The organism is Ensifer sp. MJa1, assembly GCF_037026475.1.
Taxonomy (GTDB): Bacteria; Pseudomonadota; Alphaproteobacteria; order Rhizobiales; family Rhizobiaceae; genus Ensifer.
The window spans coordinates 441,405-464,499 of record NZ_JAKUMO010000002.1; the positions used below are offsets into that span (position 1 = coordinate 441,405).

Annotated in this window: 21 protein-coding genes; 19 read left to right on the forward strand and 2 right to left on the reverse strand. The window is 62.3% G+C overall.

All coding sequences use genetic code 11. The features are described 5' to 3' along the window. The first annotated feature begins 31 nt into the window (after window positions 1-31). The 6 genes from urtB (at window position 32) to MKZ91_RS04770 (ending at window position 6,430) form a co-directional block, all read left to right on the forward strand. Window positions 32-1,648 carry an urea ABC transporter permease subunit UrtB gene (gene urtB, locus MKZ91_RS04745; RefSeq protein ID WP_336168460.1) on the forward strand — a complete coding sequence of 539 codons (1,617 nt, stop codon included), beginning with the start codon at window positions 32-34 and terminating at the stop codon, window positions 1,646-1,648. After that, a complete protein-coding gene (gene urtC, locus MKZ91_RS04750) occupies window positions 1,645-2,805 on the forward strand; it encodes an urea ABC transporter permease subunit UrtC (protein ID WP_336168463.1) in 1,161 nt (386 codons plus the stop codon). Before urtB ends, urtC begins: the two co-directional genes overlap by 4 nt. 5 nt (window positions 2,806-2,810) lie before the next feature. Further along, complete coding sequence (gene urtD / locus MKZ91_RS04755) at window positions 2,811-3,575, forward strand: urea ABC transporter ATP-binding protein UrtD (RefSeq protein ID WP_336168464.1); 765 nt, start codon at window positions 2,811-2,813, stop codon at window positions 3,573-3,575. A gap of 35 nt (window positions 3,576-3,610) precedes the next feature. Continuing rightward, entirely contained in the window at window positions 3,611-4,306 is a 696-nt protein-coding gene (urtE, locus tag MKZ91_RS04760; protein WP_336168465.1) for an urea ABC transporter ATP-binding subunit UrtE, read from the forward strand. Between the two features lie 290 nt (window positions 4,307-4,596). Further along, the gene (locus tag MKZ91_RS04765; RefSeq protein WP_336168466.1) at window positions 4,597-5,055 is read left to right on the forward strand and encodes an RrF2 family transcriptional regulator; all 459 of its coding nucleotides are present in this window, start codon (window positions 4,597-4,599) and stop codon (window positions 5,053-5,055) included. Between the two features lie 148 nt (window positions 5,056-5,203). Further along, window positions 5,204-6,430 carry an acyl-CoA dehydrogenase family protein gene (locus MKZ91_RS04770; protein WP_336168468.1) on the forward strand — a complete coding sequence of 409 codons (1,227 nt, stop codon included), beginning with the start codon at window positions 5,204-5,206 and terminating at the stop codon, window positions 6,428-6,430. An 85-nt stretch (window positions 6,431-6,515) separates the two neighbouring features. Here the strand turns inward: MKZ91_RS04770 and MKZ91_RS04775 are convergent, their stop codons facing one another. Then, the gene (locus MKZ91_RS04775) at window positions 6,516-7,913 is read right to left on the reverse strand and encodes an LLM class flavin-dependent oxidoreductase (RefSeq protein ID WP_336168470.1); all 1,398 of its coding nucleotides are present in this window, start codon (window positions 7,911-7,913) and stop codon (window positions 6,516-6,518) included. Between the two features lie 74 nt (window positions 7,914-7,987). After that, window positions 7,988-9,205, reverse strand: a complete 1,218-nt coding sequence (locus MKZ91_RS04780; RefSeq protein ID WP_336168473.1) for an SfnB family sulfur acquisition oxidoreductase — start codon at window positions 9,203-9,205, stop codon at window positions 7,988-7,990. Window positions 9,206-9,598: 393 nt separating this feature from the next. Here MKZ91_RS04780 and MKZ91_RS04785 point away from each other — a divergent pair, with 393 nt between their 5' ends. The 13 genes from MKZ91_RS04785 to MKZ91_RS04845 all read left to right on the forward strand — a co-directional run bounded on the left by MKZ91_RS04785 (window position 9,599) and on the right by MKZ91_RS04845 (window position 23,042). Then, window positions 9,599-9,985 (forward strand): hypothetical protein, encoded by a 387-nt coding sequence (locus MKZ91_RS04785; RefSeq protein WP_336168474.1) that lies wholly within the window; start codon window positions 9,599-9,601, stop codon window positions 9,983-9,985. Between the two features lie 181 nt (window positions 9,986-10,166). Beyond that, window positions 10,167-11,069, forward strand: a complete 903-nt coding sequence (locus tag MKZ91_RS04790; RefSeq protein WP_336168476.1) for a LysR family transcriptional regulator — start codon at window positions 10,167-10,169, stop codon at window positions 11,067-11,069. 232 nt (window positions 11,070-11,301) lie between these two features. Further along, window positions 11,302-12,246: an ABC transporter permease gene (locus MKZ91_RS04795; RefSeq protein WP_336168479.1), complete on the forward strand. Its 945-nt coding sequence runs from the start codon at window positions 11,302-11,304 to the stop codon at window positions 12,244-12,246. Further along, window positions 12,243-13,061, forward strand: coding sequence for an ABC transporter permease (locus MKZ91_RS04800; RefSeq protein ID WP_336168481.1), 819 nt, complete (start codon window positions 12,243-12,245; stop codon window positions 13,059-13,061). Before MKZ91_RS04795 ends, MKZ91_RS04800 begins: the two co-directional genes overlap by 4 nt. Next, a complete protein-coding gene (locus tag MKZ91_RS04805; protein ID WP_336168484.1) occupies window positions 13,058-14,701 on the forward strand; it encodes an ABC transporter ATP-binding protein in 1,644 nt (547 codons plus the stop codon). The genes MKZ91_RS04800 and MKZ91_RS04805 overlap by 4 nt, the downstream gene beginning before the upstream one ends. Window position 14,702: 1 nt before the next feature. Beyond that, window positions 14,703-15,560 (forward strand): serine hydrolase, encoded by an 858-nt coding sequence (locus tag MKZ91_RS04810; RefSeq protein ID WP_336168486.1) that lies wholly within the window; start codon window positions 14,703-14,705, stop codon window positions 15,558-15,560. 35 nt (window positions 15,561-15,595) lie between these two features. Beyond that, window positions 15,596-17,140 (forward strand): ABC transporter substrate-binding protein, encoded by a 1,545-nt coding sequence (locus tag MKZ91_RS04815; protein ID WP_336168488.1) that lies wholly within the window; start codon window positions 15,596-15,598, stop codon window positions 17,138-17,140. 107 nt (window positions 17,141-17,247) lie between these two features. Further along, on the forward strand, window positions 17,248-18,687 hold the full coding sequence (locus MKZ91_RS04820; protein ID WP_336168489.1) for a M20 family metallopeptidase: 1,440 nt from the start codon (window positions 17,248-17,250) through the stop codon (window positions 18,685-18,687). A 253-nt stretch (window positions 18,688-18,940) separates the two neighbouring features. Continuing rightward, window positions 18,941-20,200, forward strand: a complete 1,260-nt coding sequence (repA, locus tag MKZ91_RS04825) for a plasmid partitioning protein RepA (protein WP_336168491.1) — start codon at window positions 18,941-18,943, stop codon at window positions 20,198-20,200. Between the two features lie 2 nt (window positions 20,201-20,202). Then, window positions 20,203-21,276: a plasmid partitioning protein RepB gene (repB, locus tag MKZ91_RS04830; RefSeq protein WP_336168492.1), complete on the forward strand. Its 1,074-nt coding sequence runs from the start codon at window positions 20,203-20,205 to the stop codon at window positions 21,274-21,276. Window positions 21,277-21,700: 424 nt separating this feature from the next. Next, window positions 21,701-21,976 (forward strand): type II toxin-antitoxin system ParD family antitoxin, encoded by a 276-nt coding sequence (locus MKZ91_RS04835; protein ID WP_120709413.1) that lies wholly within the window; start codon window positions 21,701-21,703, stop codon window positions 21,974-21,976. Next, entirely contained in the window at window positions 21,957-22,307 is a 351-nt protein-coding gene (locus MKZ91_RS04840; RefSeq protein ID WP_336168496.1) for a type II toxin-antitoxin system RelE/ParE family toxin, read from the forward strand. Before MKZ91_RS04835 ends, MKZ91_RS04840 begins: the two co-directional genes overlap by 20 nt. 282 nt (window positions 22,308-22,589) lie before the next feature. Further along, complete coding sequence (locus MKZ91_RS04845) at window positions 22,590-23,042, forward strand: universal stress protein (RefSeq protein WP_336168498.1); 453 nt, start codon at window positions 22,590-22,592, stop codon at window positions 23,040-23,042. Window positions 23,043-23,095: the final 53 nt, after the last annotated feature.

Genomic DNA, 23,095 nt, shown 5'->3' on the forward strand with positions numbered 1-23,095 from the left:
CGCGACAGGGCAAGACCCGAGCGAGAGGGTGATGTACCGATTTCTGCAAATTCTGCTGGTTGCGCTCTGCCTGTTGATATCGACCCATGTGGTCGGGCTTCGTGCGGCAGATGATCTTGGTGCGCTGGTCGATCAGCTCGGCGCCGCGAAACTCGCCGACATGGATGAGCGGATATCGGCGCTGGCAAGAACTGGCGATGCCAAAGTTGTTCCCGTCCTGGAGGCGTTGGGCGAGGGAGAGCTCTATCAGCGCAAATCCGACGGCAAGGTTTTCCTCGTCAAGTCGAGCGGCGCCAACCTGCTTCTGGTCGATCCGGTGACCGGCGCGGAGGCCGGCGAAGCGCCGAAAGCGGCGATGCAGAAGGTGAAGGTCAACAACGCTGTGCGCCGCGCGGTTCGCAGCGCGCTCGGCGGCCTGACGCTCTTCAGCGATGACGCCGGCGCGCGGTTGAAGGCGGCCCAATCCATGCTCCAGTCCCCGAATGCCGAGGCGCTCGGGGCGATCGAGACGGCGCTTGCCGCCGAAAAGGACGAGGCTGTTCGCAAGGTCCTTGACGAGGCACGGGCGGTATCATTGCTTGTTTCGGACCGGACTGGTGATGAAAAGCGCCAGGCGATCACGCTTCTTGCAGACGGCAGCGGGCGCTCCGGCCTTGCGGTCCTGACCTCCGCGCTCGCCACGGCCGACGCAACGCTCAAGCCCGACATCGAGGCGGCGATCGCCCGCATCGAGCAGACCCAGGCGCTCTGGAACGCCGGTCAGAATGTCTGGTACGGGCTGTCGCTCGGCTCGGTCCTGCTTCTGGCGGCAATCGGCCTTGCCATCACCTTCGGCGTCATGGGCATCATCAACATGGCGCATGGCGAGATGGTCATGCTCGGCGCCTATACGACCTTTCTGGTGCAGGAGGTCATACGCAATTCCTATCCCGGCCTCTTCGACTGGTCGCTGGCGATCGCTCTGCCGCTCGCCTTTCTCGTTACCGGCGCCGTCGGCCTGGCGATCGAGCGCGGCGTCATCCGCTTTCTCTACGGCCGGCCGCTCGAGACACTGCTTGCCACCTGGGGCATCTCGCTGGTCCTGCAGCAGGCCGTGCGCTCGATTTTCGGTCCAACCAATCGCGAGGTCGGCAACCCCTCGTGGATGGCCGGCGCCTTTGATCTCGGCGGGCTGACCATCACCTGGAACCGGCTGTGGATCATCATCTTCGCACTCACCGTGTTTGCAGCTCTCCTGTTCCTGCTCAAGAAGACGCCGATGGGCCTTCGCATGCGGGCGGTCACGCAGAACCGACGTATGGCCTCCTCGATGGGCATCCGTACGCCCTGGGTTGATGCGCTCACCTTCGCGCTCGGCTCCGGCATTGCCGGCATGGCTGGCGTGGCTCTGTCGCAGATCGACAACGTCTCACCCAATCTCGGCCAGGGCTACATCATCGACAGCTTCATGGTCGTGGTCTTCGGTGGTGTCGGCAATCTCTGGGGCACGCTTGTCGGTGCCTTCTCGCTCGGCATTCTCAACAAGTTCCTCGAGCCTTACGCCGGCGCCGTGCTCGGCAAGATCCTCGTGCTGGTGCTGATCATCCTCTTCATCCAGAAAAAGCCGCGCGGCCTCTTCGCGCTCAAGGGAAGGGCGGTGGAAGCATGATCACCTCGTTTCTGATGAAATCGCTGGACCGAAACATCCTCGTTGTCGTGGCGATCCTTGTCGGTCTCGCCATCCTCGTTCCGGCGCTCAATCTTCTGACCGCGCCCGACCATCCGCTGCACGTGCCGACCTACCTGGTCTCGCTGTTCGGCAAGTATTTGACCTACGCGCTGCTGGCGCTGGCGCTCGATCTGGTCTGGGGCTTCTGCGGCATCCTTTCGCTCGGCCATGCGGCCTTCTTCGCGCTCGGCGGCTATGCCATGGGCATGTATCTGATGCGCCAGATCGGCGCGCGCGGCTCCTACGGCAATCCGCTGCTGCCTGATTTCATGGTGTTCCTCAACTGGAAGGAACTGCCCTGGTTCTGGTACGGCTTCGACATGTTCTGGTTCGCAGCATTGATGGTGGTGCTGGTGCCGGGGGTGCTTGCCTTCGTGTTCGGCTGGTTCGCCTTCCGCTCGCGCGTCAACGGCGTCTATCTCTCGATCATCACCCAGGCGATGACCTATGCGCTGCTTCTCGCCTTCTTCCGCAACGACATGGGCTTCGGCGGCAACAACGGTCTTACGGACTTCAAGGACATCCTCGGCTTCAACATCCAGGCAAACGGCACCCGCGCCACTCTCTTTGCCATCTCTGCATTGATGCTGGCGCTCTGCCTGATCCTGACTTCAGCGATCGTGCGTTCCAAATACGGCAAGGTGCTCGTGGCTGTCAGAGATGCGGAAAGCCGCACGCGCTTCCTTGGCTACCGGGTCGAACACATCAAGCTCTTTGCCTTCACCGTTTCGGCGATGATGGCCGGCATCGCCGGTGCGCTCTACGTGCCGCAGGTCGGCATCATCAATCCCGGCGAGTTCGAGCCTGGCAATTCGATCGAGGTGGTGATCTGGACGGCGGTCGGCGGCCGCGGCACGCTGATCGGCCCGATCGTCGGTGCCGTTCTTGTGAACGGGGGCAAAAGCATCTTTACCGCCGCCTTTCCGGAATTCTGGCTGTTTGCGCTCGGAGGCCTCTTCGTGCTCGTCACCCTGTTTCTGCCAAAGGGCGTTGTCGGCACCACCGGAGCCTATTTCGCCGGCCGTCGCGCCAAAAGCCGGGCACGTTCTCAAGAAACATCGGACAGACTGGCCGCTGAACCCATGGCGGCGGAGTAAGCGACATGAATCAACCCATCGGCCAGACCAAGCCGACAAGCCTGCTTTATCTTGACGGCGTCTCCGTCTCTTTCGACGGCTTCAAGGCGCTGAACGCGCTCTCCTTCGTCATCGAGCCGGGGGAACTCAGAGCCATCATCGGCCCGAACGGCGCCGGCAAGACGACGATGATGGACATCATCACCGGCAAGACGCGACCCGACGAAGGGCTGGTGTTCTTCAAGGGCGAGATCGATCTCACCAAAAAGGACGAGGCCGAGATCGCCTCGCTCGGCATCGGCCGCAAGTTCCAGAAGCCGACTGTCTTTGAGAGCCACACGGTGTGGGACAACCTCGAACTCGCCCTCAACCGCAAGCGCGGCGTCTTCCCGACGCTCTTCTATCGGCTGACGCCCGAGGACAAGACCCGGATCGAGGAAATCCTTGCGACCATCCGGCTTTCTGCCCGCAGCAGCGACCTCGCCGCCAATCTTTCGCACGGGCAGAAGCAGTGGCTGGAGATCGGCATGCTGCTCGCGCAAGAGCCCGAACTGCTGCTCGTTGACGAACCGGTCGCCGGCATGACCGATGCGGAAACCGCCGAAACGGCCATCCTGCTCAAGGAGATCGCCAAGACCCGTTCGGTCGTCGTCGTCGAGCACGACATGGGTTTCATCCGTGAGCTCGGCGTCAAGGTCACCTGCCTTGCCGAGGGTGCGGTGCTGGCGGAAGGCTCGATCGATTTTGTCAGCAGCGATCCGAAAGTGATCGAGAACTATCTTGGCCGGTGATCTTCCAAACCGCAAATCTCTAAGGAGGACGCGCCATGCTCTGCGTCGAAAACGTCAATCTGCACTATGGCGCCGCGCAGGCGCTGCGCAACGTGTCGATCACGGCCGAAATGGGCAAGATCACCTGCGTGCTCGGCCGCAACGGTGTCGGCAAGTCGAGCCTGTTGCGGGCCGTCACCGGTCAGCATCCGATCAGCGCCGGCGCGATCGGCTTCAACGGCGTCGCACTCGCCGGCATGGCACCCTATCGACGGGCAAAAGAAGGCATCGGCTACGTGCCCCAGGGGCGTGAGATCTTTCCGCTGCTTTCGGTCCGGGAAAACCTTGAGACCGGATATGCCCCGCTGAAACGCGGCGACCGCTCGATACCGGAGGATGTCTTCAACCTGTTTCCGGTTCTGCGCTCGATGCTCGGACGTCGTGGCGGCGATCTCTCCGGCGGCCAGCAGCAACAGTTGGCGATCGGCAGGGCGCTGGTCACGCGGCCGAAGATCCTGGTGCTCGACGAACCGACGGAGGGCATCCAGCCCTCGATCATCAAGGATATCGGCCGGGCGATCCGCTACCTCAGGGATTCTACCGGCATGGCGATCCTGCTCGTCGAGCAATATCTCGATTTCTGCCGGGAGCTTGCCGACCACGTCTACATCCTGGATCGCGGTGCGGTAGTTCACGAAGGACCGCCCGAGACGCTGGACACCACCGAGGCACGGAGACATCTCACGGTGTGAGCGCGCGTGCCTTCAACAATGGCGTTTTACTAAAAGTCCCAACATTCGTTTTCGCTCGTTTGACACGGGCCTTGGCGTGGGCCGGGCAGGGAAAATCGCTCCCTGCCATAAAGGCGCCAACAAAAATCACTAAATCTATGCAGTAACTGACGTAATTTCTTGAGAATAGTGCGGTTTGGGTGTAGGACATCCTAAGCGAAAGAGTGCGGCCGTCACAACCCGTTGTTCCCGGCAAATGCCGCTGGTAGCGGCATTGTGGCGGCCTTCGTTGTTCAGGAAAGCGAAGTGGCATGTTGACCAAAAAAGGAAAATACGGGCTCAAGGCCCTTGTCGACCTGGCTCAACTGGAGCCCGGGGAGACCGCCTTCATCACCGAGATCGCCACGCGGAACAATATCCCGAAGAAGTTCCTCGATGCGATCCTTCTCGAACTGCGTAATGCCGGCATTCTGCGCTCGAAGAAGGGCCCCGGCGGCGGCTATTCCCTGTCTCGACCGGCGTCCGACATTCGCATCGGCCAGGTGATCCGCACTCTGGACGGGCCCTTAGCGCCGATCCGCTGCGCGAGCCGCACGGCGTTTGAGGCCTGTGACGATTGCGCGGATCCGGTCAACTGTCATGTGCGCAAATCGATGAGCGACGTGCGCGATGCGATCGCATCAATCCTCGACAACATGACGCTCGCCCAGTTTGCCGCAAACGACAACGCTTCCGAGATCGTTGCATTGCGGGACGCAGACGTCGGCTGAGCCACCCCGTCACTTCTGGCAATGCGCCACGGCCGCTCGTGAAGGACGGGTAGGACTTTCCCGGCTGCCCGCCCAAGTCGCAAATCATTTGCTGTTATTGTCCATAGAATAAGTGCACTATTTCGCATCGATCCATGGAGAACGGCGGATGAGCAACGTGCATTTCCTCAGAGAACCGACACCGGCCAACAGCGAGCACGAAGAGAGGCGGCGGGATCTTTTCGCCCGCGCCGAAACGCTGTCGAAGGATCTTGCGCGGCGCGGTGCCGAGCTTGACCGGGTGGGGGCGCCGCCGCGAGAGGAGATCGAGGCGCTTCGTCAGGCGGGACTGTTGACGGCGCTGCACGCGCCGGAGGTCGGTGGTGGCGGCTTGAGCTGGGTCGACGGGCTCAGGCTGGTGCGCATCATCGCACGCGGCGAAAGCTCGATCGGGCAGTTGCTCGGCTATCACTATGTCAACAGCCAATATGTCTACTGGGCCGCTGCCGATCCGAAGCAGGCCTGGGTCCTTGGCGCTGAAACCGTCGAACGGCAACTCTATTGGGGCGCTGCGGTCAACCCGCGCGATCCCGGCCTGACGCTCGAGAGGCGCGGCGCTCACTATGTGCTGAACGGCCGCAAGACGTTTTCGACGGGCGCGCATGTCTCCGCCCGCATCAATGTCAACGCCGCTATCGACGGCAAGATCGCCAACTTCGTCGTCCCGACCGACCGTCCGGGCTATATCGTCAACGACGACTGGGACAATATCGGCCAGCGGCTGTCGGATAGCGGCAGCGTCGAATTTCGCGATTTCCCCGTCTATGAGCGCGATTTCATCCTGCCACTCGCCGATCCCTCCGATCCGCCAGCGGTCCAGGCGACGTTCAATACCCCGTTGATCCAGCTCGTTTTCGTCAACTTCTATCTCGGGACGGCCGAAGGCGCGCTCGCCGCAGCACTCGATTATGTTAGCAGCACGACACGCGCCTGGATCACGTCCGGCGTAGAGCGGGCGAGCGAGGACCCCTACATCCTCGAGCGCATCGGCGAGCTTCAGGCGAGCCTGAAAGCGTCCGTGGCCCTGGCCGATGCCGCGGCGAGCGCTGTCGAGGCAGCCTTGTCGCAAGGCAGGACGGTGACGGCTCAGGCGCGCGGCGAAGCCGCGATCGAAGCCTATGCCGCCAAGGTTCACGCCACCCACGTCTCGCTCGACGTCACGTCAAAGGTCTTTGAACTGATGGGGGCCCGTTCGACGGCGGGGCACCATGGCTTCGATCGTTATTGGCGCAATGTCCGCACCCACACCCTGCACGATCCGGTCGCCTACAAGGCGCGCGAGGTGGGAAACTTCGCATTGAACGGGCAGATTCCGCCGGTAAGCCTCTACAGCTGAACCGCACCTGCCGTCGGGATTGGTGTCGCCCAGAAGAAAAACGCCGCCGGGACAAACCCGGCGGCGTTTTTTTATTTTGTTGCGCTTAGGCGGAAGCGGCAAGTGCCTGTCGCTGGCGGGCAAGGTCGCGATAGCCAGCGCCCGGATGCGGCGCCACCAGCCTCGGCCCGCCGCCGAACAGTTTTTCCCGAAGCGTGCCCTGGCGGTAGTCGGTCTTGTAGACGCCGCGCTTCTGCAATTCCGGCACCAGCAGGTCGACCGCATCATCGAAGGTCTCCGGCGTGACCGCATAGGCCAGGTTGAAACCGTCGACATCGGTGTCCTCGACCCATTCCTGCAGGAGATCGGCGACTGTCGCCGGCGAGCCGACGAAGACGGGGCCGAAGCCACCAATGCCCACCCAGTCGGCCATCTCGCGCACGGTCCACACCCGATCGGGGTCGATCGTGGTGAAGGTCTCGACGGCGGACTGCACCGCATTGGTATAGCGGTGCCGCAACGGCTCGTCCGGGGCGAACTGGCCGAAATCAATGCCGGTCCAGCCGGAGATCAGCGCCAGTGCGCCTTCGTAGGAGACATGTTTGCGGTACTCGTCGAACTTCTTCTTCGCCTCGGCATCGGTCTCGCCGAGAATGACCGTCTGCAGGTTGAAGGCGAGGATTTCGCGCGGGTTGCGCCCCGCGCGCGCCGCTGCTTCGCGGACATTGGCGACGTAGCGCTTGAGCACGGTCTTCGAGGGGGCGGCGACGAAGATGCATTCGGCGTGCTGGCCGGCGAAATCCTTGCCGCGGCTCGAGGCGCCCGCCTGGTAGAGCACCGGGGTGCGCTGCGGTGACGGCTCGCTCAGGTGGATGCCCGGCACGGTGAAATGGCGGCCGCGATGGTCGATCGGGTGGACTTTCTCCGGATGGGTAAAGATGCCGCTGGTGCGATCACGCACGACCGCTCCGTCTTCCCAGCTTCCCTCCCAGAGCTTGTAGCAGACCTCGAGATATTCCTCGGCGAGATCGTAGCGGTCGTCGTGGCGCGTCTGCTGCGCCTGGCCGACGTTGAGGGCGCCGCTATTCAGATAGGAGGTGACGATGTTCCAGCCGACCCGGCCCTTGGTCAGGTGGTCGAGCGTCGAGATGCGGCGCGCGAACGTGTAGGGGTGCTCGAAGGAGAGCGACGCCGTCAGCCCGAAACCCAGGTGTTCGGTCTCGTAGGCCATGGTCGGCACCAGTTGCAGCGGATCGTTGACCGGCACCTGCGCCGAGTGGCGCAGCGCCGCCTCGGTGTTGCCGTTCAGGACATCGTAGACACCGAGCACATCGGCAATGAACAGGCCGTCGAACTTGCCGCGCTCGAGCGTTTTTGCGAGATGCACCCAGTAATCGAGGTCCTTGTAGCGCGAGGATTGGTCGCGCGGGTGCGTCCACAGCCCCGGCGACTGATGGCCGACGCAGTTCATGTCAAAGGCATTCAGTCGGATTTCACGGCTCATGTGGCTCTCCTTCGCGCACAGTTGGTCACGGCCCGAAGCGCGCTTACGCGTCGGGCCGGATGCTTGCATGCGGGTCAGAGCGCGCCATTCTTCGGGGGCTTGACCCCGTTGAGGTGGTAGTTGCCGACGACGTGATGCTTCCAGCGGACCGGATCATGTAGCGTGTGGGTCCGGGCGTTGCGCCAATGCCGGTCAAGATTGAGGCCGATCCGGGTCGAGGCGGTGCCGGCGAGCTCGAAGAGCGTGTTGCTGGCCTCGAGCGCAATCTCCGTCGTCAGCACCTTGGCAGCCGCCACCGCGAGTGTCGCTTCGATGACGCTTTGCTCGGTGCCGTTGACCTGGGCGATGTCGACTTTCCTGCCGGCGCGATCGACGGTGGCTGCTGCCGCTTCCAGGCGGATTGCAAGCTGGCCGATGCGGGCGATCGTCAGCGGATCGTCGGCGGCGCGCTCGACGCCACTGTCCATCCAGGCACGGGCATGATTTCGCACGAAATCGAGCGTTTCGGCAAAGGCGGCGCGGGCGATGCCGAGATCGATCCCCGCATGAATGATCTGGCCGACGGAACCGATGGTCGTCGGGCGCTCGAAGCCGCGATGATGCCGCACCACGGCGTCGGCCGTCACATAGACGTTCTGCAGCACGGTGGTGCCGCTGCCGGTGGTGCGCTGTCCGAAGCCGTCCCAATCGTCGATGATCTGCAGGCCCTCGGCGTCGCGCGGAACAAAGGACATGGTCAGCTTGTCATCCGGGTCGAGTGCGAAGACCACGACCCATTCGGCGAAGAGCACGCCGGTGGAATAAAACTTGCGCCCGTTGAGCCGGAAGCCGAGTCCGTCGGGCGTCAGCCGGGTGGCATAATCGCCGACGGTCTTGGTGCCGCGTTCAGACAACGCGTTGCCAAAACGGTCGCCGGCAAGCGCCCTTTCGTAGAAGAATGCCTTCTGTTCCTCGGTTCCGTCGGTGCGGAGCGCCTCGAGAATGTAGAAATGGTTCTGAGGGATCTGCCCGATCGACGAATCGGCTTCCGAAAGAATCGCGGTGATGTCCGCAAGGACGGCATTGGAGACGTCGATGCCATCATATTCCGGCGGCACGGTGATCGCGAGCAGGCCCGATTGAGCCAGCGCATCAAGCTCGTCGAAGGGCAGAATGCGATCCGTATCGCGCTCGCTCGCATTGCGGGCGAAGTCCGCGGCCAGCTCGCGTGCGATCGACAGTGCTTCCTCCTCGCTTTCGATCCGGTGCGCCGGGGCCCGTGTTTTCTCGGATAGCCGCGAGATCGTTCCCATATGATTGCTCCCTATCGATTGAGGTGCATATCAGTGGATTATCTGGCCAGATCGGGTAAGATAGTATATTCTATAGAAATTATCGATGTTAGTTTTTCGTTTCTGCCGCCCTGAAGGCCAGGTGTTTACCTTCGTGGCTGGATCGGTAAGATCGCACCAGGGGAAGGCATGACGTGCGCGTCAGGCCAAGGGTCACGCCGAGTATGCGTGCCAACTTCCCGCCCAAAAAGACTGCGGCTCAGGGAACCATTACCCGTCTTGTGCATTGCGTCGTGGCCTGTAGTTTAACCAGTCGCGTGGTCTCAGAGTACGGCCGCCCGGCACGAACACAAACACATGCTGACAGAATTGGCCATTCGCGTTTCCCGGCCTTAACCACTGAAGGAGACACAAATGACGAATTTACTGCCTGCTCTCCATGAAGGGCATGCCCCGATCACTCTCCAGAACCTGTTTCGCGACGCTCTGGAAGCCTATGACGATTGGGGTGAAGGCATGCCCGAACCGGTTGTTTCCTATGAAGGCAAGCTGATTGCGATCAGCGAGGTCTTTGATTGGATGAAACCCTGCACGGATATCATGCCGGCAAATTTGATCGGCATCGTCACCGACCGGCTGAACAAGCCCTGGAGCGGCGATGGGCCACTCGACGAGATGACGTTCTCGACGGCGGCGCGCGTGATGTCGGTGATGACGAGGCGCCAGCTGCATCGCTTCGGTCGCGGATCGATCGAGGTCTTCGCCAAGCGCTTCAGCCAGCCGCTGAGCGCCGGCGCCTGATTGCAATCCAGGGAGCGCGTCAGCGCGCTCCCTGCCCGGGACCGCTCATCGTCGGGACCCTTCCGCGCCTCGCGATCCAGATGCGCGATCTCGTGCACCCCGCACACCCTTCCTTGAAGACGCTTCATCCCGTAAACACGGGAGAAAGCTGTAATTCAAGCGAAGCGGGGGCGAGGGCGGGGTGAATTTTCGACAACTCGAAGTGTTGCGCACGTTGCTTGCGACTGGATCGACGATCGCCGCTGCCAAGACCATGGGGCTCAGCCAATCGGGCGTGAGCCGATTGCTGCAACAGCTCGAAGAAGACCTGTCGCTGACACTCTTTGCCCGCGACAAGGGAAGGCTGATCGCAACGCCGGAGGCGATGAAGCTTGCCGAAGATGCCGAGCATATCTTGCTGGGCATCGACCGTTTCACCAATCTGGCGCAGGACCTGCGCAGCGGCGCCGTCGGCCCCGAGGTCGTGCGCATCGGGCTGCCGAACAGCATGTCCGAGACATTCGCTCCGGCCATGCTTGCCGACTATGCCAAGGATTTTCCGGGCGTGCGGATTGAGACCTTCTTCGACACCACGGTTGCGATTGCCCGGCTTGTGGAGCAGCGCATCATCGATTTCGGGTTCCTGCGCTATGAGGGGCAATTGAGCGCCGGTATCGAGATGCAGCCGGTGGCCAAGGGCGTCAGTGTCTGCGTCATGGAGAAGGGGCACGCGCTTTCGGAACACGAGACCGTAACCCCCAAGGAATTGCGCGGCGTGCCTCTGATCTTGATTGGCCGCAGGCGGCCGACGCGCGTCATGCTCGATGAGATCTTCCGCAAAGCGGGCGTGCCGCAGAAGGTCAAGATCGAGACCCACAGCAACAGTTCCGCTTGCGCCTACGCGGCGTACGGCCTCGGCGTCGCCATTATCAGCAGCTTCTTTGCCAACCTGCACCGCCATCTGCCGATCGAAATCCGCCCGTTCTCGCCGCATCTCACCCAGGATTTCGGTGTTGCAACGGCATCAGGCGTTCCCTTGTCGCTTGCGGCCCAGGCGATGATCGACTGCCTGAAGCGGCAGGTGGCCGCGGTCCACGAAGCGTAGCGGCTTGCCGATTTTGCGCTCCGTCAGCGCATAACATCCTGTTTCATAACGTTTTTGGAAGCGACAGCGGGCCACCTGTGCTCGCCTGACGTGTCATGCCCTTGTCATAGGCGTATGACGAATACTCATAATATTGCGCGATTTTTTCCAATCGATCATAGTTCCCTCAACAAAAGCCGACGGGCGGGAGAATCGCGGTAACGCGTGCGGCCAGCCTCAGTACGGGGAACCCATGATCAAGTTCATTCTCAATCGCCTCGTGATGGCGATACCGACGATCGTTATCGTCTCGGTAGCCGTCTTCACGCTCATCCGCCTCATTCCCGGCGACCCGGCAGCGCTGATGCTCGGCGATATGGCCGAGCCGCATCAGATCGCCGAGATGCGCAACCTCCTCGGTCTCGACCGCAGCATCCCGGAGCAATTCGTCGTCTGGGCCGGCAATATCCTCTCAGGCGATTTCGGCCAGTCGATCGTGACAGGCGAGCCGGTGCTGCATCTGGTTCTCAGCCGCTTCATGGTCAGCGCCGAAATCGTCGTGATCGCCGTGTTCCTCGCAAGCCTGATTGCGGTTCCGGCCGGGGTCATCGCCGCCTGGCGGCAGAATAGCCTCACCGATCTTGCGCTGGTCGGCACCGCCACCGTGCTTCTGTCGATCCCGACCTTCTGGCTCGGCCTGCTGCTGCTCTTGGCCTTCGGTCTGAAACTCGGCTGGCTGCCGGTGCTCGGCTACGTGCCGATCTCGGAGAACTGGAAGGCCGGGCTTGTCTATCTGGTGCTGCCGGTCATGACGCTCGTCATCCACGAGATGGGCGTGATCATCCGCATGGCGCGCGCCTCGACCCTCGAAGTGCTCCGCCTCGACTACATCACCCACGCCCGCGCCAAGGGGCTTTCGGAAAGCGCCGTTCTCTGGCGGCATGCGTTCAAGAACGCCTTCGGCCCGACCTGGACGATGATCGGCCTGATCCTCGGCAACCTGCTCGGCGGCATCGCCGTCATCGAGACGGTCTTTACCATCCCCGGCCTCGGCCGGCTGATGGTCGACGCGATCTTCCAGCGTGATTACCCGGTGATCCAGGGCTGCCTGCTGCTCGTCGCCTTCTCCTATGTCGTCGTCAACCTGGTGGTCGACCTTCTCTATCCTCTCTTCGATCCGCGGGTGGTGGCAGAATGAGAAAGCTCACGTTCAATGGCGTCATCGGCGGCGGCCTGATCGGCCTGCTTGTTCTCATCGCGCTCATTGGTCTCGTCTGGACGCCCTATGACCCGATGGCGCTCGGCTTTACGTCGCGCCTTGCCGCTCCGGGTGCTGCGCATTGGCTCGGCACCGACGAGTTCGGCCGTGACGTCGCCAGTCGGCTGATGGTCGGCGCCCGCGCCAGTGTGTGGATCGGCTGCCTCACCGTCGCCTTCGCCGTCGTCTGCGGCACCTTCATCGGGATCGTCAGCGGTTACGCCCGCGGCTGGATCGACGGCGTGATCATGGCGGTCAACAACGCGCTGCTCGCCTTTCCGGGCATCCTCTTGGCGCTTGGCCTGCTCGCTGTCTTCGGCGCCAACCAGTACGGCATCATCTTCGCGCTCGGCATCGCCTATACGCCATCGATGGCCCGTGTCGTGCGCGGCGCCGTTCTGTCGCTGCGCGAACGCGAGTTCATCGAGGCCTCTCGGGTCATGGGCAATGGCGAGATCTATACGATGCTGCGCCATATCCTGCCGAACTGCGTGGCGCCGATCACCGTGCTTGCGACCTCGATGTTCGGCTGGGCGATCCTGTCGGAAAGTGCGCTTTCCTTCCTCGGGCTCGGCGTGCCGCCACCAGCGCCCACCTGGGGCAATATGCTTGCCGCCGGCCGCCCCTTCATCGAACAGGCCGTCTGGCTTGGTTTCTTCCCCGGTCTTTGCATCGCGCTCACGCTGCTCGGCATCAACTTGCTTGGCGATGCGCTGCGCGACCGGCTCGACCCCCGCATGCGAGGCCTGAAATGACCGGAAAAACTCTACCCAGTGCACCTCTTCTGAGCGTGCAATGCCTCTCGCTTGCCGTCACCCATTCCGGCAACCAGGTGGTCAGGAACGTCAGCTTTGATGTCGCGCCCGGTGAGATCGTCGGCATCGTCGGCGAAAGCGGTTCCGGCAAAACGCTGGCGACGCGAGCCATCATCGGCCTGATCCCGCCGGCCGTCCGTCATACCGGCGGCACGATCCTCTACCGGGGGCGTGACGTGCTTGCGATGAAGGACCGCGATCTGCGCCAGCTTCGCGGCGGGGAGGTGGGCGTCGTCTTTCAGGAGCCGATGACCTCGCTCAACCCGTCGATGACCATCGGCCGTCAGCTCGAAGAGGGTCTGATCCTCCACACCAAGATGACGGTGGAGGAGCGTCGCACGGCGGTTCTGTCGATGCTGCAGCGTGTCGGCATCCGTGAGCCGGAGCGGGCGCTGACCGCCTATCCGCACGAATTCTCGGGCGGCATGCGCCAGCGCATCATGCTCGCCTCGGTGATGCTGTTGAAACCCGCACTGCTGATCGCCGACGAGCCGACGACGGCACTCGATGCCGTCGTCCAGCGCGACGTCATGGAACTGATGGTCGAACTCACGCAAGCCGAGGGCACGGCGGTGCTCCTGATCAGCCACGATCTGCCTATGGTGGCCCGCTACACCAACCGGTTCGTGGTGATGGAAAAAGGCGTGGTGGTCGAACAGGGACTGACAGACAAGATCCTGCAGGCGCCGCAGCATGCCTATACCCGCAGGCTGCTCTCCTCGCTGCCCTTCCGGGGTGCGCCGCGCAAGCTCGACACGACCCGCACCCCCATGGTTTCGGCGCGCAACATCGTCGTCGACTATCCGGGCCGCAAGGGGCTTTTCAAAAGGCAGGAGCCGAAGCGGGCGCTGCATGGCGTCAGCGTCGACATTCATGTCGGTGAGATGGTGGCGCTCGTCGGCGGCTCCGGCTCCGGCAAGACGACGCTCGGCCGCACCATCGCGGGGCTCGTCGAGCAGAGCCAGGGCGAGATCCTGTTCCAGGGCCGCGAGCGCAGCGCCGACTGGCGCGACTATCGGCTGAACTGCCAGATGGTGTTCCAGGACCCATACTCATCGCTCGATCCGCGCATGACCATCCAGGCGCTGGTCGAGGAAGCCCTGCGGTTGGTGCGGGATCTCGATACGCCCGCCAAGCGCCTGCGTGCGCTCGAAACTTTGGAAGAGGTCGGTCTTAGCGCCGATTTCGCCAACCGCTATCCGCACGAGCTCTCGGGCGGCCAGCGCCAGCGCGTGGCGATCGCCCGTGCCATCGCCCGCCGTCCGAAGTTCCTGATCGCCGACGAGCCCGTCTCGGCGCTCGACGTCACCGTCCGCGCTCAGGTGCTTGAGCTCTTCTCCAATCTGCAGAAGCGCTACGGTTTCTCATGCTTGTTCATCAGTCACGATCTTGGCGTGGTCGAACAGGTCGCTGACCGGGTGATCGTCATGCAGGACGGTCGCATCGTCGAGGAGGGCGACCGCGACCGCATCTTCGATGCGCCGAAGGAGGCCTATACCCGCAAATTGCTCTCCGCGATCCCGGCGCTCGATCTCAATCAGACCGGCGGCGTTTCCCTCAAGTGGCGGCTGGAGGCCTGAGATGACGAATGACCTCAAGGCCGGCGCCATCGCTGCCGAACTCCACGCGATCGCCGACGCTCAGCCTTTCGTCACGCGCTTTCTGGTGCGCAATCTCGTGACCGGCGAAACAATCGGCCGGGGTGAGAGCGAGGAGACGCCGTCTGCCAGCACCCGCAAGACCTCGATCATGATGGCAGCGCTGAAGGCGGTGGCCGAGGGACGGCTCGATCTCGATGAGCGCATCACCTACGAGGCTCGGCTGGCCCAGGAAGTCGCGAGCGGCATGTTCCGCTACCTGACGCCGGGCATCGTCATTTCTCTGCGCGACGCGATCGTCGGCATGATGGTGCTGAGCGACAACGTCTGCACCAAGATGGTGTTCGAGCGGCTGACGCTCGAAGAGGTCGACGGCTATTGCAAGGCGCTCGGCATGGTGGGCACGCACCACCGCTTCCTCATTCCACCGCTGGCGCTGAAGCCTGATCATTCGCTGGCCGACGTGACCACGACGACGGCGGCCGACCAGGTGATGCTGCTGGAGTTGATCTTGGCAGCGCAGGACGACGCCGCTGCGGCAGCGCGGCTCGGCATCTCCTCTGAGCTCGCCGCCTTCGCCCTGAAGACCCTGAAGAACCAGGTGCTGCGCTACGGCCTGCGCTCGCGGCTGCCCTTCGATACGGTGGCCGCCTGCAAAGGCGGTCGGGGAAAGCGCGGCCGCATGGATGCCGGCGTCGTCTATCGTGACGGCAAGCCGCTCTACGCGATTGCCGCCTTTACCGACGACGTGCCCGCGCTGATGCCTGACGGCACGCCCGGCTACACCATCGCGCTCGAAACCATTGGCAAGCTGTCACAGGCCTGCTGGCGCGCCTTCTGAACCGACAACCAACAAAGAGAAAAGAGAGAGGAACCATGAAAACCATACTGCTCGCCGGTACCATGCTGATGAGCGCGATTGCGCTCGGTCATGCCCGCGACCTGACGGTGGCGCAAAGCTCCGACATCCGCAGCAACGAGCCTGGCGTCAACCGCGACGGCAACACCGACTCGGTGATCTTCCACATCGTCGAGGGCCTCGTCGGTTACGCCGAAAACGGCGAGGTGAAGCCTCTGCTCGCAAAGAGCTTAGAGGTTTCGCCCGATGGCCTGACCTATACCTTCAAGCTGCGCGACGACGTGAAGTTCCACAACGGCAAGGCGCTCACCGCCGAGGACGTGGTGTGGAACTGGAACCGCTACATGAAGCCGGAGACCAAGTGGACCTGCGCCGGCGACTTCGACGGCAGCAAGTCGATCAAGGTGACGAACGTCGCTGCCGCCGATGCCGCGACTATCACCATGAGCATCGAGAAGCCGTCGGCCGTCTTCCTCGGCCTGATGGCGCGTCCTGAATGCGGCTACACCGGCATTGTCTCCAAGGATTCGGTCGGCGCCGATGGCGCCTTCGTCGCCCCGATCGGCACCGGCCCGTTCAAGTGGGCCGAGTGGAAGAAGGGTGAGTATGTGCGGCTGGAAAGGAACGCCGACTACGTCTCGCCCGAAAATGACGGCAAGCCGGACGGCATGGTCGGCTCGAAGCGCCCGCTCGTCGACGGCGTCAAGTTCATGGTGATCCCGGACGCCTCGACCGTGAAGACGGGACTGCTTTCAGGCGCGCTTGATACCGCCGAAGTCTCGGCCGATCTCATCGCCGAGTTCAAGGACAGCGACACGATGCAACTCATCGTCAAGCGCAACAACGGCAAGAACCTGCTGTACTTCCAGACCCGCGACAAGATTTTGAGCAACGTCGCGGTCCGCCGCGCCATGGCCGAGGCGCTCGACCTCGACCAACTCGTCGCCGCCGTCTCCAACGGTACCGGCGAAGCCAATGCCTCGATGGTTTCGGCCGACTCGGTCTTCTATTCGGATGTGCAGAAGAAGAAGATCCCGATGGATCCCGAAAAGGCGAAGAAGAATCTTGCCGAGGCTGGCTACAACGGTGAGCCGATCACCATCATCGCCAACAAGCGCGGCAACGTGCCGAGCTTCCCGGCCGCCGTCATCGCCCAGGCGATGATGCAACAGGTGGGCCTCAACGTGCAGATTGAAGTGCTCGACTACGCCACCCAGGTCGATCGCCGTCGTTCGGGCAACTATCAGGTGATCTCGCAGTCGGTCTCGCCGCGTCTCGACCCGGCGCTGATGTACAGCTTCTATGTCGGCAACAAGGACAAGAACGCTTCGCTGATGTGGGACAATCCGAAGGCGGTCGAACTGATGAAGGCGGCCTATGTCGAGGCGGATCAGGCCAAGCGCCAGGCGATCTTCGACGAATTCCACCAGCTGATGCTCGACGAAGTCCCCGGCATCTTCATGTACGACATGGTCGATATCTGGGGCGCCACCAAGAAGCTGCACGGCGAACCGGTCTGGCAGTCCAACACCCGCCTCTGGGAAGTGACGCTCGACGACTGATCCGTCCACAGGTCCTTCGACGATGATGGCGGCGGTCAGCCGCCATCTTCCATCCAATGACAGAAATGCCGATGCGGTCGCGCCCGCGCGTCGCAAAAGGAAGATTCATGCCCAAGTCACCCGCACTCTCCGCCCTTGTCGAAACCATCGAGGCGCTGAAGCCCGAATTCGCCGCGATGAGCGATGCCATCTGGGAGCATGCGGAACTGAGCTTTCACGAGGAAAAGTCCGCGGCGGCCCAGATCGCCATGCTGGAAAAGTACGGGTTCCGGGTGACCCGGGGGCTCGCTGAGATCGACACCGCCTTTGTCGGCGAAATGGGCGAGGGTAGTCCGGTAATCGCCTTTCTCGGCGAGTTCGACGCGCTTGCGGGCTTGAGCCAGGTGGCTGGTGTTGGCGAAGCCCGGGCAGAGGTCGAGGGCGGCACCGGTCATGGCTGCGGCCACAATTTGCTCGGCACGGGGTCCATGCTTGCCGCCGTGGCGCTTGCCCGACACCTCAAGGACAACCAGCTGCCGGGCACGGTGCGCTATTACGGCTGCCCCGGCGAGGAAGGCGGTTCCGGCAAGACCTTCATGGCGCGTGCCGGCGTCTTTGCCGATGTCGATACGGCGCTCACCTGGCATCCGGCACCCTTCAACGGCGTGCGCTCGACCAACAATCTTGCTGTTCTCGAAATCTATTACCGCTTCAAGGGTGTTGCGGCCCACGCCTCGAACGGCGCGCATCTCGGCCGCAGCGCGCTCGATGCGCTGGAACTGATGAATGTCGGCGTCAACTTCCTGCGCGAGCACATGCCGCAGGATTGCCGGGTGCACTATGCGATCACCGATGCCGGCGGCAAGGCGGCAAACGTCGTTCAATCCCGCGCCGAGGCGCTCTATCTCGTGCGGGCACCGCAGATGCCCGAGGCCTTAGCGCTCGCCGCCCGCATCGACAAGATCGCCAAGGGCGCGGCGATGATGACGGAGACCGAGGTCGAGATCGTCTTCGATCGCGCCGCGACAAATCTATTGCCCAACATCGCGCTGGAAACGGCGATCCACGAAAACATGGCGGCGCTTGGCCCCGTGCCTTTCGACGAGGCGGACATTGCCTTTGCCAGGGAGATCCAGAAGACGCTGACGCCGGAGGCGATTTCGAGCAGCATGCGGCTCTACCAGATCAAGGGCGATGTCTTTGCCAACAGCCGCATGGACGGCTCGACCGGCCTGCATCTCGGTCTTCGTGACTTCGAGGGGCAGTCGCATTTTCGCGCCGGCTCGACCGATGTCGGCGATGTCAGCTGGATCACCCCGACGGCGCAATGCTGGGCGCCGGCATGGGCGATCGGGACTGCGCCGCATACCTGGCAGGTGGTGGCGCAGGGCAAGAGTTCGGCCGCCCACAAGGCCTTCGCCCATGCGGCAAAGTCACTGGCGGCGACAGGCCTCGACCTCATTCTCGATGCCGATCTCCTGGCACGCGCAAAGGCCGAGTGGCGTGAAAAGACGGAGGGCAAGCCCTATCAGTGCCCGATCCCGGATCACGTCAGCCCCAAGCTCTGATCCTCATTCATCGGCCTTGCCAAAAAAACGCCCGCGTCACGCTCGCGGGCGTTTTTGCTTGCGTCTTCCGAAGCGCGGTGTCGCTGGCGAATGCCTGCGATCGTCCGGCGCACTCTTGACGCGAATCAGAAGCTCCGGCATCTCTGTTACGGAGTTTTTCGAATAAGTGCTGATTGGCCGTATTTGAATTGAATCGCTGTTAATGCGCTCCGGCTCCGTCGGGCCGTCTGATGCATGCAAGGAGTATGGCGGAATGAACATCACGGCAACGCAGGCAAGGCAGGATGCGGGTCTCTCCCAGACCCGCCGTCCAGCCGACGAAGCAATCGCGGCTGATGCGCGGGCGCTATCCGAACAGTTGAAGGCCATGCGCGAACGGCTCTTCGCGCCGACGGCGATGAAGACGCTGCGTAGCTTCACGTCTGGTGAGGCAGCCAAGCTGATCGGCGTTTCCGACGGCTATCTGCGCCAGCTTTCGCTCGCCGGAGAAGGACCGCAGCCGGACACGGGGCTTGGCGGTCGCCGCTCCTATTCCTTGTCCGACATCAACGCGCTTCGCCGGCATCTGGCCGAGCAGGCGCTTGCCAAGGGCAATGCCGCCAAGGCGCGAAGCTACCTGAAGTGGCGTGATCCGGAAGCGGGCGAACATCTGCAGGTCATCTCCGTCACCAACTTCAAGGGCGGCTCCGGCAAGACCACTTCGTCGGTCCACATCGCGCAATATCTTGCCATGACCGGACATCGGGTTCTGGCCGTCGACCTCGACCCGCAGGCCTCATTGTCGGCGCTGTTCGGCTATCAGCCGGAGCTGGACCTTACCGGCAACGACACGCTCTATGGCGCGATCCGCTACGACGCCGAAGCGCGTCCGCTGAAGGACATCATCCGCAAGACCTACTTCGACGGCCTCGATCTCGTGCCCGGCAATCTCGAGCTGCAGGAGTTCGAGCACACGACCCCGCAGGCTCTGGGTGCCCGTCACAACGGCACCGATGCCGGCCCGCTGTTCTTCGCCCGCGTCCAGGCAGCCCTTGCTGATGTCGCCGACGACTATGATGTCGTCATCATCGATTGCCCGCCGCAGCTCGGCTACCTGACGCTATCGGCGCTCTGCGCTTCCACCTCCGTCGTCGTCACTGTGCACCCGCAGATGCTCGACGTCGCGTCGATGAACCAGTTCCTTTACATGACCTCGGACCTCCTCAGCGTCGTGCGCGAGGCTGGCGGTGAATTGAACTTCGACTTCCTGCGTTACCTCGTCACGCGCTTCGAGCCGAACGACGGCCCGCAGGCGCAGATCGTCGGTTTCATGCGCTCGCTGTTCGGTGACCGCGTGCTGACGTCGGCGATGGTGAAATCGACGGCAGTCTCGGACGCCGGCCTGACGAAACAGACACTCTACGAGGTCGGCCGCGAGAACTTCACCCGCGCCACCTATGACCGCGCGGTCGAATCGCTCAACGCCGTCAACGGCGAGATTGAAGCACTCATTCATGCGGCATGGGGGCGCTGATCATGGCTGGTAACCGCAAGAACGAACTGCGCGCCCTTTTCTCCGGTAACGTGGCGCCGGCGGCGTCCGCGCCGGAAGGTGGCGGGAAGGCGCCCGCGGCGATCAACGCTCAGCCCGCCAAGCCGGTCGCGATCAACGCGCCCGCTGCCGACGTGCCACGTGCGGCTTCCGGCGCGATCAAGGCCATGGGCCTTTCGCTCGGCAGCATCACCCGCGAAGCGGAGGAGGCGCGTGCGCTGCGCGAGGCCTTGCACCAGGGCGAACGCGTGGTCGAGCTCGATCCGGACTTGATCGACGCGTCCTTCATCGGCGACCGCCTGACCGACGGTGAAACCGACGACCCGGAGTTCCTGGCACTTGCCGACAGCATCCGAGACAGCGGCCAGCAGTCGCCGATCCTGGTGCGTCCGCACCCGCAGGTGAAGGGCCGCTACCAGACGGCCTATGGCCACCGGCGCCTCAACGCCGTGCGCAGCCTCGGCATCAAGGTCAAGGCGATCGTTCGGCCGCTTTCCGATGACGAGCTGGTGCTGGCGCAGGGCAAGGAAAATGCCGAGCGACGCAACCTCTCCTTTATCGAGCGGGCGATGTTTGCCTCGGCCCTTGCCGATCGCGGTTTCGACCGCAAGGTGATCGGCGAGGCGCTCGCCGTGCAAAAGAGCGAGCTCTCGCGCCTCATCCAGGTGGCTGAAGGCGTGCCGCCGGCGATCGCGCGGGCCATCGGTCCGGCGCCAAAGGTCGGCCGCGAGCGCTGGATGGCGTTTGGCGCGCTGCTCGAAGACATGGCCGCTGTGGAGCTGGCGCAGGAGGAATGCCGCACGCGCCGCTTCCTCGAAGCGGAAAGCGACCACCGGTTCCAGATTCTATTCACCCGACTTACGCGCAAACCGAAGGCGGAAACGGCGAAGCCGGAGATGCTGGTCGACGCCGGCGGGCGCGCCTTCGCCAAACTCAAGCGTGACGGCAAGAATACCCGCATCGAGTTTGCCGCCGATGTCGAGCCCGCTTTCATCGACCAAGTGGTCGAACTGCTCGCCAAGCAGCATGCGGTGTTTGCGTCCGGCCGCGAAGGGTGATTGGCGCTGGCTTCTCATAAGGGTCCAATCGGCCCAACGGGGTAGTTGCCTGCCTTTGGTCTCCGGCTAGATCTCCGAAAAACCTCGATCATGTTTGATGGCGATAAGTATTAATCTTTTGTTGATCAATTATTGATCGGATTTCTGAAGTAGTTTTGTGATGGATATGAATTGTAGCGGTTCAGATTGTGCGTGTATAATGTTGAATAACGATACTTGGTGTCTACCTATAGTGATATTGCATGGAAATCGGCGTCTGCATGAGAAGTATACGGCTTAATTAATTCCGTTTGTGAATGTTCAAGGCGTCTCGCATGGTCGATCTACTTCTGCACCGACGTCGTTGACTCTGTCGACCTGACAGAGTCTCGTCATTGACAAATGTGCTACTGAGTAGCAAGTTAGGCTCATAGGAGTTAAACCGATGAGTGTCAAATCGTCGATCTCACTGACCGACCAGCAGGATGCGTTTGCGCGTTCGCTAGTGGAGAGCGGCCGGTATTCCAGCATGAGTTCCGTTCTTCAGCAGGGCCTCGAACTGCTTCGCCAAAAGACCGAAACTGAGACCGTTGAAACGGCAGCGCTTCGCGAATTGGTCCAGCGGCGATTGAACGGACCGATGATTTCTGCGACGGAAATGGAAAGCCGCGTCGCGGCAATGATTGAGCGGAAGCGACGAGTTGTCCGTGTGGACTCTTGAATATTCTGAGGATGCCGAACGCGATTTCGAGTTGATCTTCGATCATCTGTTCGACGCCTATGTCGAACTCGGGGACTCGCCCGACGATGCTGTGGAGCGTACCGCTGAACGGATCCGCAAATTGCGTGTCGAAATCGATCGTCTCGTCGATACGCCCTATATCGGGAGTCCGCGGCCCGATATTCATCCCGGGATTCGGTTTCTTCGGCGGGACAGGGCGGCTATTTGGTTTCTACCGGTAGAACATTGCAGCACAATCATGGTCGCGGCAATTTTCTACGGCGCGCAGGACCACATCAGAAATATGCTTGCACGTATGCTGGCGGGATAAGGTCCCTACAGCCCCGAGGGGAGGAATTCGCGGCGCCAGGTGTTGGCCTTCGGGGCGGCGCATATCATAAACATTGGCCAAGTATCACGTCGTCGGTGTGTCGTTCATTTTCGGAAGTTCGCTCGCTGTTCGCTGAAACCCATGCCCTTGACCGGAGCTGGTCATTCGCTCATTTTTGCTTGCTCATCGAATAAATAAGATAAAGCTAAATTAATTGATCTGGGTCAAGGCGGCTCAGGGCGATGCGGCTACCTTGATTCCGACTTCAATCGGGAGGCTTTCATGTTCAGCAACATCCTCATACCTACCGATGGCTCACCGCTCGCGACGCTGGCCGTGGATGCCGCCATCACGTTCGCAAAGGAAGTGGGCGCGAAAATCACCATCCTTATCGTGACGGAGCCCTTTCATCTCGTTTCTCTGGATGCGGAGCAACTCAGCAACACCCGGGCGCAATATGAGGCGCTTTCCGAAGTGCATGCTGCCGAGACGCTTCGCGCCGCTCGGACCAGGGCCGAGGCGGCCGGGGTTCGCTGTGTGACCGATCAAACCAGCGCTCATGAGGTTTACCTCGAGATCATCAGAAAAGCGCAGGATATCGGCGCCGATCTGATCATCATGGCTTCGCACGGCCGCGGCGGTGTCGGCGCCTTGATCATCGGCAGCGTCGCCGCCAAAGTTCTTACGCATTCGACCATCCCCGTCCTGATATACAGGAAACAGCACGAAGACTGAGACAAAATCGTCCGGAAAGGTGTGCATCGCCCGTCTCTGTGGGATTTGCCAGT

Coding starts and splice junctions, on each gene's coding strand:
- urtB (WP_336168460.1), top strand. CDS start 32: ATGTACCGATTTCTGCAAATTCTGCTGGTTGCGCTCTGCCTGTTGATA.
- urtC (WP_336168463.1), top strand. CDS start 1,645: ATGATCACCTCGTTTCTGATGAAATCGCTGGACCGAAACATCCTCGTT.
- urtD (WP_336168464.1), top strand. CDS start 2,811: ATGAATCAACCCATCGGCCAGACCAAGCCGACAAGCCTGCTTTATCTT.
- urtE (WP_336168465.1), top strand. CDS start 3,611: ATGCTCTGCGTCGAAAACGTCAATCTGCACTATGGCGCCGCGCAGGCG.
- MKZ91_RS04765 (WP_336168466.1), top strand. CDS start 4,597: ATGTTGACCAAAAAAGGAAAATACGGGCTCAAGGCCCTTGTCGACCTG.
- MKZ91_RS04770 (WP_336168468.1), top strand. CDS start 5,204: ATGAGCAACGTGCATTTCCTCAGAGAACCGACACCGGCCAACAGCGAG.
- MKZ91_RS04775 (WP_336168470.1), bottom strand. CDS start 7,913: ATGAGCCGTGAAATCCGACTGAATGCCTTTGACATGAACTGCGTCGGC.
- MKZ91_RS04780 (WP_336168473.1), bottom strand. CDS start 9,205: ATGGGAACGATCTCGCGGCTATCCGAGAAAACACGGGCCCCGGCGCAC.
- MKZ91_RS04785 (WP_336168474.1), top strand. CDS start 9,599: ATGACGAATTTACTGCCTGCTCTCCATGAAGGGCATGCCCCGATCACT.
- MKZ91_RS04795 (WP_336168479.1), top strand. CDS start 11,302: ATGATCAAGTTCATTCTCAATCGCCTCGTGATGGCGATACCGACGATC.
- MKZ91_RS04800 (WP_336168481.1), top strand. CDS start 12,243: ATGAGAAAGCTCACGTTCAATGGCGTCATCGGCGGCGGCCTGATCGGC.
- MKZ91_RS04805 (WP_336168484.1), top strand. CDS start 13,058: ATGACCGGAAAAACTCTACCCAGTGCACCTCTTCTGAGCGTGCAATGC.
- MKZ91_RS04810 (WP_336168486.1), top strand. CDS start 14,703: ATGACGAATGACCTCAAGGCCGGCGCCATCGCTGCCGAACTCCACGCG.
- MKZ91_RS04815 (WP_336168488.1), top strand. CDS start 15,596: ATGAAAACCATACTGCTCGCCGGTACCATGCTGATGAGCGCGATTGCG.
- MKZ91_RS04820 (WP_336168489.1), top strand. CDS start 17,248: ATGCCCAAGTCACCCGCACTCTCCGCCCTTGTCGAAACCATCGAGGCG.
- repA (WP_336168491.1), top strand. CDS start 18,941: ATGAACATCACGGCAACGCAGGCAAGGCAGGATGCGGGTCTCTCCCAG.
- repB (WP_336168492.1), top strand. CDS start 20,203: ATGGCTGGTAACCGCAAGAACGAACTGCGCGCCCTTTTCTCCGGTAAC.
- MKZ91_RS04835 (WP_120709413.1), top strand. CDS start 21,701: ATGAGTGTCAAATCGTCGATCTCACTGACCGACCAGCAGGATGCGTTT.
- MKZ91_RS04845 (WP_336168498.1), top strand. CDS start 22,590: ATGTTCAGCAACATCCTCATACCTACCGATGGCTCACCGCTCGCGACG.